The following is a 14,841-nucleotide window of genomic DNA, read 5'->3' on the forward strand; positions in this document are numbered from 1 at the left end:
TGCCAGAAAGTGAAAAGACGTCGATGACGGTCCATACTGCGGGCTATGCCCTATACTCCTGAGTAATTAAACGGAAGTTAAACATAGCAAAATATAGATCGAAATTGGAAAAGATTTACCTGAATTTGCAATAACTAAGGCTATTTTTTGCGCTGCAAAATTATTACCAGGCGATGCCTGATTAACGGATCTTCATCACATTAATTATTTTTTCACTGTCTAAAATAATTCGCGGTAGTAACTATTTTCTATCTTACACCCTAACTGAATCGATTTTGTCCTCAAGAGTGATTCAGGATGTATCAAAGCAGATGATGCATTCACGATAATAAAGGAGGTAGCAAGTGACGATTGCTATTGTAATAGGCACACATGGTTGGGCTGCAGAACAGCTGCTGAAAACAGCAGAGATGCTGTTGGGCGAGCAGGAAAACGTTGGCTGGATCGATTTCGTTCCGGGTGAAAACGCCGAAACGCTGATCGAGAAATACAATGCCCAGTTGGCAAAACTGGATACCAGTAAAGGCGTGCTGTTTCTCGTCGATACATGGGGAGGCAGCCCGTTCAACGCTGCGAGCCGCATTGTCGTCGATAAAGAGCACTACGAAGTTATCGCCGGCGTCAACATCCCGATGCTGGTGGAAACCTTCATGGCCCGCGATGACGATCCTTCCTTTGATGAGCTGGTCGCCTTAGCGGTAGAGACCGGCAGCGAAGGCGTGAAAGCGCTGAAGGCCAAACCGGTGGAAAAAGCGGCCCCTGCGCCCGCTCCTGCCGCGGCGCCAAAAGCCGCCGCCCCGGCCAAACCGATGGGCCCGAATGACTACATGGTCATTGGCCTTGCGCGTATCGACGACCGCCTGATCCATGGTCAGGTCGCCACCCGCTGGACCAAAGAGACCAACGTCACCCGCATCATCGTCGTCAGCGACGAAGTCGCCGCGGATACCGTGCGCAAAACCCTGTTGACCCAGGTTGCGCCGCCGGGCGTCACCGCTCACGTGGTGGACGTCGCCAAAATGATCCGCGTCTACAACAACCCGATGTACGCCGGACAGCGCGTGATGCTGCTGTTTACTAACCCGACCGACGTTGAGCGCGTCGTCGAGGGCGGCGTGAAAATCACCAGCGTCAACATCGGCGGTATGGCGTTCCGCCAGGGCAAAACCCAGGTTAACAACGCGATTTCGGTCGATGCCAAAGATATTGAGGCGTTTAACAAGCTGAACGCACGCGGTATCGAGCTGGAGGCACGTAAAGTGTCCACCGACCCGAAACTGAAAATGATGGATCTGATCGCCAAGGTTGATAAATAACCCGGACGATCGCGCCCCAGTTTTCACTTTAAGACTTAATCAACAGGAGAAGTACAATGGAGATTACCCTTCTTCAGATTGTGCTGGTGTTCATCGTCGCGTGTATTGCGGGTATGGAGTCGGTGCTTGATGAATTTCAGTTCCACCGTCCTCTGGTCGCCTGTACGCTGATCGGCGCCGTTCTCGGCGATATGAAAACCGGTATTATCATCGGCGGTACGCTGGAAATGATCGCCCTGGGCTGGATGAACATCGGTGCGGCGGTTGCCCCTGATGCCGCGCTGGCGTCCATTATTTCCACCGTTCTGGTTATTGCCGGCCATCAGAGCATCGGCGCCGGCATCGCGCTGGCTATCCCGCTGGCGGCTGCAGGCCAGGTGCTGACCATCATCGTGCGTACCATCACCGTAGCCTTCCAGCACGCAGCGGATAAAGCGGCGGAGAATGGCAACCTGACCGCCCTGTCGTGGCTGCACGTCTCATCCCTGTTCCTGCAGGCGATGCGTATCGCTATCCCGGCCGTCATCGTGGCCATTTCCGTCGGTACCAGCGAAGTCCAGGGCCTGCTGAATGCGATCCCTGAAGTGGTTACCAGCGGCCTGAACATCGCCGGCGGCATGATCGTGGTTGTAGGTTACGCGATGGTCATCAATATGATGCGCGCGGGCTACCTGATGCCGTTCTTCTACCTCGGCTTCGTCACTGCCGCCTTCACCAACTTCAACCTGGTGGCCCTGGGCGTGATTGGCGCGGTCATGGCAATCCTCTACATCCAGCTGAGCCCGAAATATAACCGCGTCGCCGGTGCCCCGGCTCAGGCGGCTGGTAACAACGATCTCGATAACGAACTGGACTAACAGGTGAGCGAAATGGTTGATATGACTAAAAATACCACCGAGAAAAAACTCACTCAGAGTGATATTCGTGGCGTGTTCATTCGTTCTAACCTGTTCCAGGGTTCATGGAACTTCGAACGTATGCAGGCGCTGGGCTTCTGCTTCTCTATGGTTCCGGCGATTCGTCGTCTCTACCCGGAGAACAACGATGCGCGTAAGCAGGCGATTAAGCGTCACCTTGAGTTCTTCAATACCCATCCTTACGTTGCCGCGCCGGTACTGGGCGTAACGCTGGCGATGGAAGAGCAGCGCGCCAATGGCGCAGAGATTGACGATGGCGCCATCAACGGCATCAAAGTCGGTCTGATGGGGCCGCTGGCCGGCGTCGGCGACCCGATCTTCTGGGGTACGGTGCGTCCGGTGTTCGCGGCCTTAGGCGCCGGGATCGCGATGAGCGGAAGCCTGCTCGGACCACTGCTGTTCTTTATCCTGTTCAACGCGGTGCGACTACTGACCCGCTACTATGGCGTCGCCTACGGTTACCGCAAAGGCGTGGACATCGTGAAAGATATGGGCGGCGGCTTCCTGCAGAAACTGACTGAGGGGGCGTCAATCCTCGGCCTGTTTGTCATGGGGGCGCTGGTTAACAAGTGGACGCACGTGAACATTCCGATGGTGGTGTCAAAAATCACCGGCTCTGACGGACAGGTTCACGTCACCACGGTGCAGACGATCCTCGACCAGCTGATGCCGGGCCTGGTACCGCTGCTGTTGACCTTCGCCTGTATGTGGCTGCTGCGTAAGAAAGTTAACCCGCTGTGGATCATCGTTGGCTTCTTTGTCATCGGTATCGCGGGCTACGCTGTCGGTCTGCTGGGTCTGTAATTTCCAGGTTGTACGCCGGGGGCTTGCCCCCGGCTTTTTTTTATCAGGAGGAACGCAAAGCAATGACATTCACGGACCTGGTGATCATCCTGTTTATCCTTGCGCTACTGGCCTACGCGGTGTATGACCAGTTTATTATGCCGAGGCGCAACGGCCCGGTGCTGCTGGCCATCCCCCTGCTTCGCCGCAGCCGCGTTGACGGCATGATCTTTGTCGGCCTCATCGCCATTCTGATCTATAACAACATCACCCAGCACGGCACCGCGATCACCACCTGGCTATTATCTGCGCTGGCGCTGATGGGACTCTATTTATTCTGGATCCGTACGCCGAAAATCATTTTTAAACCGCGCGGCTTTTTCTTCGCCAACGTGTGGATAGAATATCAGCGAATTAAAGAGATGAATTTATCCGAAGACGGTGTACTGGTGATGCAATTAGAGCAACGGCGGCTGCTGATTCGCGTACGAAATATCGACGATCTGGAGAAAATATACAAACTTCTCGTTTCAACTCAATGAGTTAAAAATATAGCCAACGCTATGTTTTTTCAGATTTCGTCTGGGGAATTATATAGCCATGGCTATATTTCCCCCTCTGCCCTTCTGTTTTTCATTAACTATTTATTTACTTATAAATTCAAATGAAAATCGTTATCATTTGGTTATTAAAATAGCCCTCTTCTGTTATTGTTTTATATTCTAAAAATATGTTAAGGTTGCGCCCGTCGTTGGGGAGTAGCCGATTTCCTGCCCGTCAGGAAATGTACGTGTCAACATACTCGTTGCAAAACGTGGCACGTACGGGTTGAAGTGATTCAATCAGGCGAGACCATAGATACATCACTGCTGTACGTATTGCTCAGCCATTGAGCGGCTCCGCGTATATTTACTGGGGGCAGCGATGTGTCATATGGATTATCCCCGGTCAGGACAGGCACATGAATTTATCCGCAACCCTTCTTCTCGCTTTCGGCATGTCTATGGACGCCTTCGCGGCCTCTATCGGCAAAGGCGCCACCCTGCATAAACCCAAATTCTCAGAAGCTGTACGCACCGGGCTGATTTTTGGCGCCATTGAAACCCTGACGCCGCTGGTCGGCTGGGGACTGGGCATGCTGGCCAGCCAGTTTGTGCTCGAGTGGAATCACTGGATTGCTTTTATTCTGCTGGTGTTTCTCGGCGGGCGGATGATTGTCGAAGGGCTTCGCGGCGATAGCGACGAGGCGTGCGAGGCGCCTCGCCGGCATGGCTTCTGGCTGCTGGTCACCACCGCCTTCGCCACCAGCCTTGACGCGATGGCCGTCGGCGTCGGTCTGGCCTTCCTGCAGGTCAGCATTGTGACCACCGCGCTGGCGATCGGCTGCACCACCTTTATCATGTCGACGCTGGGGATCATGGTGGGTCGCTTTATCGGCCCGCTGCTGGGCAAGCGGGCCGAAATTCTCGGCGGTATCGTACTGATTGGCATCGGCAGCGAAATTCTCTGGAGCCATTTCGCCGGTTAAGCTTTACTCCTCACGCTGCCAGCAATGGATCATAAAATCGGTCTGGCAGCCAAAGGTCGCCTGCTGACGCAGCGCGTCATGCACTTCGGCTTTGGCCCGCCACGCGAACGGCGTCATCTGCAGCAGGGCCTGCGCTTCACTTCCCGTCAGGGTCATCGGATAAGCCAGCTGCTGCTGAGCATCCAGGCGGAACCCCGGCATCGCTTCCGTCTTCAGCTCATGCAGGCGGATCTCATCGTAAATCAGCCCTTTCAGCTCCAGCAGATGGCGAGGGCCCGGCGTGGCAGTGATCACCCATCCGCCGGGCCGCACCACCCGCGCCAGCTCACCGGCGTTGCAGGGGGCGTAAATGCGCACCACCGCATCGAAGCTGTTATCGGAGAATGGCAGCCGCTGGCTGGAGGCGACGCAAAAATTCACCTGCGGATAGCGTTTCGCCGCCGCGCGGATTGCCGACTTCGACACGTCCAGCCCCCAGCTGCGGCTGGCGATGGCGGCAAATGCGTGGGTGTAATAGCCTTCGCCGCAGCCGATATCCAGTAATGCCTGAGGGGCAGCGTGCCGCAGTCGCTCAGCGATAGCGTCCCGCAGCGGCTGATAATGTCCAGCGTCGAGGAACGCCCGGCGGGCCTGCATCATCTCAGCGCTGTCGCCGGGATCGCGCGACCGTTTGAACTGCACCGGTAGCAGATTGACGTACCCCTCTTTCGCCAGATCGAACTGGTGCCGCTGCGGGCAGGAATAGTGATTGTCGCTACGGCTGAGCGGCGCGTGGCAAAGGGGGCAACTGTATGACATGACGGCTCCGGTGTCGCTGAAAGGGCGAAAGTGTAGCGCTATTCGCCCCTGCAGACCACTGTTACAGCGCCGGCGCCAGCGGGTGGCTGTCGTGCATAACGATCAGATTCTCTGCGCCTTGTGGCATGCCGTCCGGCATGACGTTCTCCAGCCGCAGGACATCGCCCATAATCTGGCTGAATACCGGGGCGGAAACGGCCCCGCCGTAATAGGAGCCATTGCTCGGGTCGTTCATCACTACAACCAGCGCGAACTGCGGACGGCTGGCGGGCGCCACGCCGGCGGTATAGGCCACATATTTGTCGATATATTTGCCGTCCGGACCGATTTTCTTCGCCGTCCCCGTTTTTACCGCCACCCGGTAGTCGCGCACCGCTGCTTTGGTACCGCCCCCGCCCGGGAGCGCCACGCTCTCCATCATATGCTCCACGCTGTGAACAATATTCTCCGGCATTACGCGCGTGCCAATCACCGGCGGATCAATGCGGGTGATCGACAACGGTCGTTGTATGCCGAAGCCGCCGATGGTGGCGTAAACGTGCGCCAGCTGGAGCGGGGTAACCATCAAACCATAGCCGAAAGCGAAGGTGGCGCGATCCAGTTGCCCCCAGTAACGACGATGCGGCATCAGCCCGGCGCTTTCGCCGGTCAACCCCAACCCCGTCGGCTCGCCGAAGCCGAAAGCCGTATAGGTGTCAATCAGATGCTGCACCGGCATGGCGAGCGAGAGATGCGATACACCGGTATCGCTGGATTTCTGCAGGATGCCGGTCAGGCTCAGTTCCGGATAATAGCCGACATCGCGGATACGGTGGCCGTCGAGGACAAACGGATGAGTGTCCACGACGCTGTCCGGCTGGACAATCCCCTGCTGCAGCGCGGTCATGATCACCAGCGGTTTGACGGTCGACCCCGGCTCGAAGGTATCGCTGATGGCCCGGTTGCGAAAATCATCCAGCGTTGCGGCATCGCGATTGTTGGGATTGAAGTCCGGATAGCTGGCCATCGCCAGGATCTCGCCGGTATCGATTTTAATCAGCACCGCCGCCCCGGACTCGGCTTTATTCCAGCGAACAGCGTTGTCGAGGGCATCTTCCGTCACCGTCTGCAGGCGCTCATCGATACTCAGCTGCAGATTATGCGCCGGCACCGGTGGTACTTCGGTAATGTTCTCAATCACATTGCCATGTTTATCTTTCCGCACCAGACGTCGTCCGGGTTTACCGGTCAGCTGGGCGTTGAAGCTTTTCTCCACCCCTTCGATGCCCTGATTATCGACATTGGTAAAGCCCAGCAGATTGGCAGCCACATGGCCTGCCGGATAGAAACGCCGCGATTCATCGCGCAGGTAGACGCCTGGCAGATGCAGTTTATCAATCCACGCCGCCTGCTCGGGATTGATCTGCCGCGCCAGATAGAGAAAGCGGGCGTGGGGATGGCTCTGTACCCGCTGGGCCAGTTCCCCGAGGTTGAGATGCAGCGCTTCGGCCATCGCCTGCCAGCGGGGTCCGTAGCCGACGCCGCCCTTCTCCATGGTGGTCTGCGGGTCGATCCAGATTGCGCTGACCGGAACGCTCACCGCCAGCGGTCGTCCTTCCCGGTCGGTGATCATCCCCCGCTCAACCGCAACGGGCTCTTCGCGCAGAGAACGCATATCCTCTTGTTTTACCAGATTATCGGGGGAAATAATCTGCAGCCAGCCCACGCGGGCCAATAGCAGTCCCAGACAACCGAGTATGGCCACGCAGAGTAACCCGAAGCGAATCGGGGTAAAGCTGGCGGCGGACTTCATTTTTTTATTTAGCACCATAGCTCCGGCATTGTTTTGCAACCAACTGATTTAACAGAAAATTAGCAAAACAGACTGCTACACAATGCTAATAAAGTTGAGTATTTGCAACAAGACGCGACGAGAAGGAGAAAAATGACATGCTTTGCAATAAAAACGCAAAAGCCCCGCGCAGGCGAGGCTTTTATACAAGAAGAGTGGTCTTGTATCAGATAGCAGTTACGTTAACTGCAGCCGGACCTTTCTGTCCGTCCTGAATTTCGAACTCAACGTTCTGGCCTTCAGCCAGAGTTTTGAAGCCGTTACCCTGGATAGCGGAGAAGTGTACGAACACGTCTTTGCTGCCATCAGCCGGAGTAATGAAACCAAAACCTTTAGACTCGTTGAACCACTTAACTTGACCTTTAATCTTTGCCATTTGCAAAATTCCTTAGACTGTTTTCTTCGCCTGCTGGCGTTTACATAGATAAAACTGACACATAACTGCATGAGGCACTAATTTAAGGTTCGGCAGAGAAGCGGTATTCAACGACAACGTGTTTACTCAGGACTTCTTTACTGAAAATGCCACACATAAACAGAACTGTACCTCGTTTAACCCGAAAGGTGTTATCACACACTACGTAAATAATGGCAAGCCATTTTTAAACGTGTCTCGATCGTTCGCACAAATTATAAGGTAATCCTTTGATCGCCTGCACATTTATGCGTGTTTGTCGCCCCTGGCAAGGCGCTATGGCGTTTATCAATAACGCAAGAGCGCAGCCCGGTAACGGCAACTTTTTTACCATAGCTCAACAACTTCGCTTCGTCCAGGTATGTCCGTATACGAACTGCCAGTATACAGGCGACTGGCGGGCCGTGATGAATATTGATGCGCAAAATTCGTTATAACTCCAGACGAAAAATCGCTAAAGCCACGCCAGTGTAGTGATAATAAAACCTGTTAGTCGTCACGCTAAAAATAGTGCTAATTCTGCACCTTAATAATGAAAAAAAGATGACAGCGTCACGTTATCCAACAATAAACGCGGCGGAGATCACTTTATTTACAGCGTGTAAAAAAGAGGATAGTACATTGAGAAAGGAATAATGGAATAAGAATAAGATATTACCGCCCGCTATCATGCAGGTGCGCATCTTATGATGCACACCTGTCGAGGTACTTAGCGCTCTGCCACCAGGCGGATAAACTCGTCCTCCCCTTTCGCCTTACCGGCGACGGTCGGCTCAGCCACGTCCTCTTTTTCCGGCGCACTGGCTTCGCACAGGCGACGTAGCAGCGCATTCTGCCGCTTTTGCTGATCCAACAGCGCCTGCAGCAGTTCTATCTGCTCATTCGCCCGCGAGCTGGCGCGGTTGACGAAGAACCATAACAACAGACCGACAAGCAGCAGCGCCACAGACACGGCCAGCGATGCCAGATTTAAGATCCCAGGATTTAGTAACTCACTCATTTCACCACCTCAAAGAGAAGGCGTTCATTCTACCACCCGCGGCGCAGAAGGAAATCAGTCGTCAGAAAAATGTCTTACCACGGGATAAATTTATTGATAGTGCAAATGCCGCTGAAAAACTGAACATCCTGGTCGCACATTACGTTAAGCATCTGAGTCCACAGCAACAGGCAGCCTGCTATGATGACTATCAGTAAAACCCACCGTAATTTTTTCACTCCACTCTCCGCATCAGTACTTTATGTCGCCAGGATAACACGGCCTTCTTAAACCGCGGCTAACTGTAATACGAAAGGCAAGTTTAGGAATCATCGACTTGTTTCAAAACGTGTTCGTGTCAAAATCACGGCAAGGATCTTACAAATAATGAGGCATCAATGCGATTAATCATTCGTACTATTGTCGTAGTGGCTATCTTATGGATTGGCGTATTATTAAGCGGCTACGGGGTATTATTCCACAGTGAAGAAAACGTCGGCGGTCTGGGCCTGAAGTGTCAATATCTCACCGCCCGTGGGGTCAGTACCGCACTTTATGTGCATTCCAATAGCGGCGTGATCGGCGTCAGCAGCTGCCCGCTGCTGCGTAAAAGCGCAACCGTCGTCGATAACGGCTAAGATCGAACCGGCGACCGCGACGATAGCGCCGCGGTCGCCGAATGCTTCAGCGCCGTGTCAGAAGGGGTAGTCGTTATATCCCATCTGCTCAGAAATCTTGCGCGCCGCCTGGTGCAGCATCGCCACATATTCATGCAAACGTTCTTCAGAGAAACGTAAGGTCGGGAAAGAGATACTCAGCCCGGCGATGACCACGCCGAAACGGTCGAATACCGGTACCCCGATGCAGCGTAGCCCCTCTTCCTGCTCTTCGTTATCTTCGCCATACCCCTGCTCGCGAACGCCATCCAGCACCTTCAGCAACTCAGCGGTACTGGTGATGGTCCGCTCGGTGCTGCGTTTATACTCCACGCCGTCAAGGATCTGCTCCACTTCGCTGCGATCGCGCCACGCCAGCAGAACCTTGCCAATCGCGGTGCTGTACAGCGGGTTGCGACGGCCGATACGCGAGTACATCCGCAGGTTATACATTGAATCAATCTTGTGAATGTAAACAATACTGTCTTCATCCAGCGCGCCGAGATGGATAGTCTCTTTCGTCAGGCGGGAGAGTTCCCGCATCTGAATATCGGCGCTGCGCACCAGATCGACGTTCTGCAGCGCGCGCGCGCCCAGCTCGAACAGTTTGAGCGTGAGGGAGTATTTCTCAGACTCTCCCTCCTGCGCCACATAGCCCAGTGATTTCATGGTCTGTAAAAAGCGATAAACGGTGCTTTTCGACATCATGACGCGCTGGGACAGTTCGGTAATGCCAATTTCACGCTCTTCACCCAGCGCCTGCAGGATGCCGAAAACCTTCAATACCGAAGAGACAGAATCTGGCTGTTTATCCAAATCTGCACCTGCCATTTATCACCTCGTCGTAACTGTTTTATAAAATTTAGAACCGGTTTTTATTATAAATTCGCCGCCTCTGCGCCGCAATCATTCTTCTGCCACTTCGTTACAAATCTGCGACATACTGCGGAATAATCAATGCTAAACTCATCATTCAAAAAACCGTTTCATTCAAGACTTATATTCACCATGGATAAAAATTCATCCGATGGCGTGCCGCTGCCGCAACGCTATGGCGCCATTCTGACCATTGTGCTTGGGCTGACCATGGCCGTGCTCGACGGGGCTATCGCTAACGTTGCGCTGCCAACCATCGCCAGCGATCTTAACGCCTCGCCGGCGGCTTCAATCTGGATCGTTAACGCCTACCAAATCGCCATTGTTATCGCCCTGCTGCCGCTCTCTTTCCTCGGCGACATGGTCGGCTATCGCCGTATCTATAAGATAGGCCTGGTGGTATTTATCTTTACCTCGCTGGCCTGCGCCCTGTCGCGCAGCCTCGAAATGCTGACCTTCGCCCGCGTCGCCCAGGGACTGGGCGGCGCCGCGCTGATGAGCGTAAACACGGCGTTGATCCGCCTGATTTATCCACAGCGCTTTCTCGGTCGCGGCATGGGTATCAACTCCTTTGTCGTCGCCGTCTCTTCGGCGGCAGGCCCGACGATCGCCGCCGCCATCCTCTCCCTCGCCTCATGGCAATGGCTGTTTTTAATTAACGTGCCTCTCGGCATCGCCGCCTTTGTCCTGGCCATGCGCTTTCTGCCGCCCAACAGCGCGCGCAGCAAAATCGTCCGCTTCGATTTGCCGAGCGCCATCATGAACGCGCTGACCTTCGGGCTGTTGATCACCGCCCTGAGCGGTTTCGCCCAGGGCCAGTCCACGCAGCTGGTGCTGGCGGAGGTCGCCGCTATGCTGGTGGTAGGCTTTTTCTTCGTTCGCCGTCAGCTCACGATGCCCGTCCCGCTGCTGCCGGTCGATCTGCTGCGCATCCCGCTCTTCTCCCTCTCAATCTGCACCTCCATCTGCTCCTTCTGTGCACAGATGCTGGCGATGGTCTCTCTGCCTTTCTTCCTGCAGACGATGATGGGGCGCAGCGAAGTGGAAACCGGCCTGCTGCTGACGCCGTGGCCGCTGGCGACGATGGTGATGGCGCCGCTGGCCGGTTATTTAATCGAGAAATGCCATGCGGGGCTGCTGGGGGCCATTGGGCTGCTGGTTATGGCCTGCGGCCTGTTCGGTCTGGCGCTGCTTCCGGCGTCGCCCACCGATCTGGATATTATCTGGCGTATGGCGCTGTGCGGCGCCGGCTTCGGGCTGTTCCAGTCGCCCAACAACCACACCATTGTCGCCTCAGCACCGAGCCATCGCAGCGGCGGCGCCAGCGGCATGCTGGGCACCGCTCGCCTGCTCGGCCAGAGCACCGGCGCCGCGCTGGTGGCCCTGCTGTTCAACCTGCTCGGCAACAGCGGCACCCACACCGCCCTGCTGCTGGCCGGCATCCTGGCGACCGTCGCTGCGCTGATTAGCGGTCTGCGCGTCACCCAGCCGCGCGCAGCCTGACGATGAAGGACAAAAAAAATCCGCAGCCTTCGGGCTGCGGATTTTTATTTTCAGCGTCAGATGACGGACTATTTCAGATATTCACCGCTACGCAGGGCTTCAATACGCTTGTCCAGCGGCGGGTGGGTCATAAACAGCTCGCTCATGGATTTCGCTTTACCATTAATGCAGAACGCCATCATGCTGCTGGCTTCCTGCGGCTCATAGCTGGTTTTCAGACGCTGCAGGGCGGCAATCATCTTCTCGCGGCCCACCAGGCGCGCTGAGCCGGCATCAGCATGGAACTCGCGATGACGAGAGAACCACATGGTGATAATGCTGGCCAGAATACCGAACACCAGCTCCAGCACCGTGGCGACGGCGAAGTAGATCAGCGGGTTGCCATTGCTGCTCTCGCCTTCATCTTCCCGGTTGCCGCCGAGGAAGCCGGCCGCAATCTGCGCGATAACGCGGGAGATAAAGATAACGAAGGTGTTTACCACCCCCTGGATCAGCGTCATGGTGACCATATCGCCATTGGCGATGTGGCTGATTTCATGGGCGATGACCGCTTCCGCTTCATCACGGCTCATGTTTTGCAACAGCCCGGTACTGACGGCGACCAGCGAGGCGTCGCGACGCGCGCCGGTAGCGAAGGCGTTGATGTCAGGGGCGTGATAGATAGCCACCTGCGGCATGGCAATGCCCGCCTGCTGCGCCTGCTGTGCAACGGTGTTCATCAGCCAGCGTTCCGTTTCGTTGCGCGGCTGCTCGATCACTTCCCCACCCACAGACTTCAGCGCCATCCATTTCGACATCATCAGCGAAACGATAGAACCACCGAAGCCGAACAGCAGGGCCATAATCAACAGACCGGTCATGCTGCTGGATTGGATCCCCGTGAGGCTTAACACCAGCCCGAACACGACCATCACTGCCAGGTTCGTCAGCAGGAAAAGCGCGATTCGCATCATAATTTTCTTTTTACCTCAATTTAACAAAACGCACTATGCGATTACCCACATCGTATGGGTCAGGCTGCAATTTTCAACCATCAGCCCCCGCTAAGTCACGATAAAAACACAACTTTACATTTTGTAGCATCTTGCTGACAGCGGCAGAGCAGGTTGACATTTTGTTAGATGAGCTGAATGGCGATGACCAGGCGCAAAAAAAAACGGGCACCTCTCAGGGTGCCCGTTGGCGACTTATTGGCTGGCCGGCGGTTCCACCGCCGGGCGCGCTTTTTCGAGATGCGCCAGGTCTACCGCGATATGGACCGTTTCATCAAGATACGGATCCGGCTCCTGGTAATCCTTCGGCAGATCGTCCAGTTTTTTCAGCGGCGGTTTGCCTTCGCGTTTCAGGCGATCGTTAATCCGCGCCAGACGAATCGCATCATCCTCTTCGTTCTCTTTTTCACGCTGCGCGTAGTTCAGAGAGACGATGTTACGCTTGTCCTTCATCGCGTTATAACGGGCAATATCCTTCATGATGTACTGGAACTCAGGATCCTGGGCAATACGCTCGTCATGGCGCTTGAGCAGTTCCGGTCCAAACGGGGCGAGATCCCCGGACTTCACGTAGGTGGCCGCGTTGATGCTATCCCACGGCAGCGCGTTGTCTTCATACTGCTCGCCGGTTTCGCGATCTTCATTTCCGGTTGGCATCATGATATCCGGCGTTACGCCTTTGCGCTGAGTACTGCCGCCGTTAATGCGGTAGAACTTCTGGATGGTGTACTGAACGGAACCTAACGCCGGCCAGTCCGGACGCAGCATCTGATCGTAGATACGATTCAACGAGCGATACTGCTGTACGGTACCTTTACCGAAGGTCGGCTCGCCAACGATCAGCGCGCGGCCATAATCCTGCATTGCGGCGGCAAAGATCTCAGACGCTGAGGCGCTAAAGCGGTCAACCAGCACCACCAGCGGCCCTTTGTAATAGACTACGCCATCGTTATCGCTGTCTTCGCGCACCTTGCCATTGTTATCCCGCACCTGCACCACCGGGCCGGACGGAATAAACAGCCCCGAGAGCGATACCGCTTCGGTCAGCGCCCCGCCGCCGTTGCTGCGCAGATCGATAACCACGCTGCTGACGTTCTGTTTTTCCAGCTTCTGCAGCTGCACTTTCACGTCATCGGTCAGGCCGACGTAAAAGCCCGGGATATCCAGCACGCCGACTTTTTCTTTACCAACGGTTTTCACCGACATCTTCACCGCGCGGTCTTCCAGACGGATACGTTCGCGGGTAAGGGTGACGATACGTGTCTTGGCCCCTTTGCCGGCCGGCAGGATCTCAAGGCGAACCTTACTGCCCTTCGGCCCTTTAATCAGCGCCACGACGTCATCCAGACGCCAACCAATGACATCGACCATCGACTTACCGGTCTGGCCGACGCCGACAATGCGGTCGCCGACGCTGATCGCTTTGCTCTTCGCAGCCGGACCACCCGCCACCAGCGAATTAATGACCGTGTAGTCATCATCCATCTGCAGCACAGCGCCGATCCCTTCGAGTGAGAGACTCATCTCGGTGTTGAACTGCTCGGTATTGCGCGGCGACAGATAGTTGGTGTGCGGGTCGATTTCGCGGGCGAAGGCGGTCATCGCCAGCGAGAAGACATCTTCGCTGTTGGTTTGCGCCAGACGACGGATAGCGAACTTATAGCGACGGGTTAAGGTGTCGCGGATCTCTTTATCGTCTTTCCCCGCCAGCTTCAGGCTTAACTGGTCAAATTTCACCTTGGCGTCCCACAGTTTGTTCAGCTCGGCCTCGTCTTTCGGCCACGGCGCTTTGGAGCGGTCAAGGTTGAAATTATCGTTGCCGGTAAAGTCCATCGGACGTTCCAGCACCTTCAGCGCATACTGATAGCGCTCGAAGCGGCGCTGCTGCGCCAGGTTGTAGAGGTCATAGAAGACGTCCAGTTTCCCGGTGCGCAGTTCGTCGCCGATTTGGTCTTTTTTCGCCGCGAACTTCGCCACATCGCTGGCCAGCAGCACATTATGGCTGTAATCCAGCAGGTTCAGATAACGGTCAAAAATCTTTGCCGAGAAGGCGTTGTCGAGATCGAACTGACGGTAGTGAGAGCGGGTAAAGCGCGATGTCACGCGCTCGCTCACCGTCGCGTGCTGCGGCTCTTCTTTCAGCACGGGGATTTGATCTGCACGGGTTATTTCATCAACAGCGAACGCATGGCCTGCTATTGCCAGCAGGCCCGCAAGCGCGGTGATTTTAAAAAATGTGTTCATGCC

At 55.4% G+C, this 14,841-nt stretch carries 15 protein-coding genes and 1 pseudogene; 7 read left to right on the forward strand and 9 right to left on the reverse strand.

The window, feature by feature from the left end; all coding sequences use genetic code 11:
* Positions 1–344: 344 nt before the first annotated feature.
* The 5 genes from manX to mntP all read left to right on the forward strand — a co-directional run bounded on the left by manX (position 345) and on the right by mntP (position 4,544).
* Positions 345–1,316 (forward strand): PTS mannose transporter subunit IIAB, encoded by a 972-nt coding sequence (manX, locus tag ABLU95_RS01165; protein WP_004203357.1) that lies wholly within the window; start codon positions 345–347, stop codon positions 1,314–1,316.
* Positions 1,317–1,372: 56 nt separating this feature from the next.
* Positions 1,373–2,173: a PTS mannose/fructose/sorbose transporter subunit IIC gene (locus ABLU95_RS01170; protein ID WP_004203359.1), complete on the forward strand. Its 801-nt coding sequence runs from the start codon at positions 1,373–1,375 to the stop codon at positions 2,171–2,173.
* Positions 2,174–2,185: 12 nt separating this feature from the next.
* Entirely contained in the window at positions 2,186–3,037 is an 852-nt protein-coding gene (locus ABLU95_RS01175) for a PTS mannose transporter subunit IID (RefSeq protein WP_004145526.1), read from the forward strand.
* Between the two features lie 62 nt (positions 3,038–3,099).
* On the forward strand, positions 3,100–3,558 hold the full coding sequence (locus ABLU95_RS01180; RefSeq protein ID WP_023290218.1) for a DUF986 family protein: 459 nt from the start codon (positions 3,100–3,102) through the stop codon (positions 3,556–3,558).
* Positions 3,559–3,977: 419 nt separating this feature from the next.
* Positions 3,978–4,544 carry a manganese efflux pump MntP gene (gene mntP, locus ABLU95_RS01185; RefSeq protein WP_241516503.1) on the forward strand — a complete coding sequence of 189 codons (567 nt, stop codon included), beginning with the start codon at positions 3,978–3,980 and terminating at the stop codon, positions 4,542–4,544.
* Between the two features lie 3 nt (positions 4,545–4,547).
* Here the strand turns inward: mntP and rlmA are convergent, their stop codons facing one another.
* The 6 genes and pseudogenes from rlmA to mgrB all read right to left on the reverse strand — a co-directional run bounded on the left by rlmA (position 4,548) and on the right by mgrB (position 8,806).
* On the reverse strand, positions 4,548–5,342 hold the full coding sequence (gene rlmA / locus ABLU95_RS01190; protein WP_065881180.1) for a 23S rRNA (guanine(745)-N(1))-methyltransferase: 795 nt from the start codon (positions 5,340–5,342) through the stop codon (positions 4,548–4,550).
* 61 nt (positions 5,343–5,403) lie between these two features.
* Positions 5,404–7,152 carry a peptidoglycan glycosyltransferase FtsI gene (gene ftsI, locus ABLU95_RS01195; protein WP_032428912.1) on the reverse strand — a complete coding sequence of 583 codons (1,749 nt, stop codon included), beginning with the start codon at positions 7,150–7,152 and terminating at the stop codon, positions 5,404–5,406.
* A gap of 187 nt (positions 7,153–7,339) precedes the next feature.
* Positions 7,340–7,549: a transcription antiterminator/RNA stability regulator CspE gene (gene cspE, locus ABLU95_RS01200; protein ID WP_001062678.1), complete on the reverse strand. Its 210-nt coding sequence runs from the start codon at positions 7,547–7,549 to the stop codon at positions 7,340–7,342.
* A gap of 85 nt (positions 7,550–7,634) precedes the next feature.
* Positions 7,635–7,706, reverse strand: a pseudogene (locus ABLU95_RS01205) (DUF2627 domain-containing protein); the annotation flags it as partial.
* Between the two features lie 591 nt (positions 7,707–8,297).
* Positions 8,298–8,588 (reverse strand): YebO family protein, encoded by a 291-nt coding sequence (locus ABLU95_RS01210; RefSeq protein WP_023290222.1) that lies wholly within the window; start codon positions 8,586–8,588, stop codon positions 8,298–8,300.
* Positions 8,589–8,662: 74 nt separating this feature from the next.
* Positions 8,663–8,806: a PhoP/PhoQ regulator MgrB gene (gene mgrB / locus ABLU95_RS01215; RefSeq protein WP_002911375.1), complete on the reverse strand. Its 144-nt coding sequence runs from the start codon at positions 8,804–8,806 to the stop codon at positions 8,663–8,665.
* Between the two features lie 159 nt (positions 8,807–8,965).
* On the opposite strand from mgrB, the gene ABLU95_RS01220 reads away from it, so the two are divergent.
* A complete protein-coding gene (locus ABLU95_RS01220) occupies positions 8,966–9,205 on the forward strand; it encodes a YobH family protein (RefSeq protein WP_023290223.1) in 240 nt (79 codons plus the stop codon).
* A gap of 57 nt (positions 9,206–9,262) precedes the next feature.
* Here the strand turns inward: ABLU95_RS01220 and kdgR are convergent, their stop codons facing one another.
* Positions 9,263–10,054, reverse strand: a complete 792-nt coding sequence (kdgR, locus tag ABLU95_RS01225) for a DNA-binding transcriptional regulator KdgR (protein WP_004203369.1) — start codon at positions 10,052–10,054, stop codon at positions 9,263–9,265.
* Positions 10,055–10,231: 177 nt separating this feature from the next.
* Here kdgR and ABLU95_RS01230 point away from each other — a divergent pair, with 177 nt between their 5' ends.
* On the forward strand, positions 10,232–11,602 hold the full coding sequence (locus ABLU95_RS01230; RefSeq protein WP_241516504.1) for an MFS transporter: 1,371 nt from the start codon (positions 10,232–10,234) through the stop codon (positions 11,600–11,602).
* Positions 11,603–11,670: 68 nt separating this feature from the next.
* On the opposite strand, the gene htpX is transcribed toward ABLU95_RS01230, so the two are convergent.
* Both htpX and prc read right to left on the reverse strand, forming a co-directional pair.
* Positions 11,671–12,555, reverse strand: a complete 885-nt coding sequence (gene htpX / locus ABLU95_RS01235) for a protease HtpX (RefSeq protein WP_023290225.1) — start codon at positions 12,553–12,555, stop codon at positions 11,671–11,673.
* Positions 12,556–12,789: 234 nt separating this feature from the next.
* The gene (prc, locus tag ABLU95_RS01240; RefSeq protein ID WP_032453364.1) at positions 12,790–14,838 is read right to left on the reverse strand and encodes a carboxy terminal-processing peptidase; all 2,049 of its coding nucleotides are present in this window, start codon (positions 14,836–14,838) and stop codon (positions 12,790–12,792) included.
* Between the last annotated feature and the right edge of the window lie 3 nt (positions 14,839–14,841).

The organism is Klebsiella sp. GG_Kp146, from assembly GCF_040061975.1.
GTDB classification, from domain to species: Bacteria; Pseudomonadota; Gammaproteobacteria; order Enterobacterales; family Enterobacteriaceae; genus Klebsiella; species Klebsiella quasipneumoniae.

What these genes read in the sequence shown, in the direction of transcription:
- ftsI (WP_032428912.1), bottom strand. Translation starts at nt 7,152, where the DNA reads ATGGTGCTAAATAAAAAAATGAAGTCCGCCGCCAGCTTTACCCCGATT.
- ABLU95_RS01210 (WP_023290222.1), bottom strand. Translation starts at nt 8,588, where the DNA reads ATGAGTGAGTTACTAAATCCTGGGATCTTAAATCTGGCATCGCTGGCC.
- cspE (WP_001062678.1), bottom strand. Translation starts at nt 7,549, where the DNA reads ATGGCAAAGATTAAAGGTCAAGTTAAGTGGTTCAACGAGTCTAAAGGT.
- mntP (WP_241516503.1), top strand. Translation starts at nt 3,978, where the DNA reads ATGAATTTATCCGCAACCCTTCTTCTCGCTTTCGGCATGTCTATGGAC.
- kdgR (WP_004203369.1), bottom strand. Translation starts at nt 10,054, where the DNA reads ATGGCAGGTGCAGATTTGGATAAACAGCCAGATTCTGTCTCTTCGGTA.
- ABLU95_RS01230 (WP_241516504.1), top strand. Translation starts at nt 10,232, where the DNA reads ATGGATAAAAATTCATCCGATGGCGTGCCGCTGCCGCAACGCTATGGC.
- rlmA (WP_065881180.1), bottom strand. Translation starts at nt 5,342, where the DNA reads ATGTCATACAGTTGCCCCCTTTGCCACGCGCCGCTCAGCCGTAGCGAC.
- ABLU95_RS01180 (WP_023290218.1), top strand. Translation starts at nt 3,100, where the DNA reads ATGACATTCACGGACCTGGTGATCATCCTGTTTATCCTTGCGCTACTG.
- ABLU95_RS01170 (WP_004203359.1), top strand. Translation starts at nt 1,373, where the DNA reads ATGGAGATTACCCTTCTTCAGATTGTGCTGGTGTTCATCGTCGCGTGT.
- ABLU95_RS01175 (WP_004145526.1), top strand. Translation starts at nt 2,186, where the DNA reads ATGGTTGATATGACTAAAAATACCACCGAGAAAAAACTCACTCAGAGT.
- ABLU95_RS01220 (WP_023290223.1), top strand. Translation starts at nt 8,966, where the DNA reads ATGCGATTAATCATTCGTACTATTGTCGTAGTGGCTATCTTATGGATT.
- prc (WP_032453364.1), bottom strand. Translation starts at nt 14,838, where the DNA reads ATGAACACATTTTTTAAAATCACCGCGCTTGCGGGCCTGCTGGCAATA.
- htpX (WP_023290225.1), bottom strand. Translation starts at nt 12,555, where the DNA reads ATGATGCGAATCGCGCTTTTCCTGCTGACGAACCTGGCAGTGATGGTC.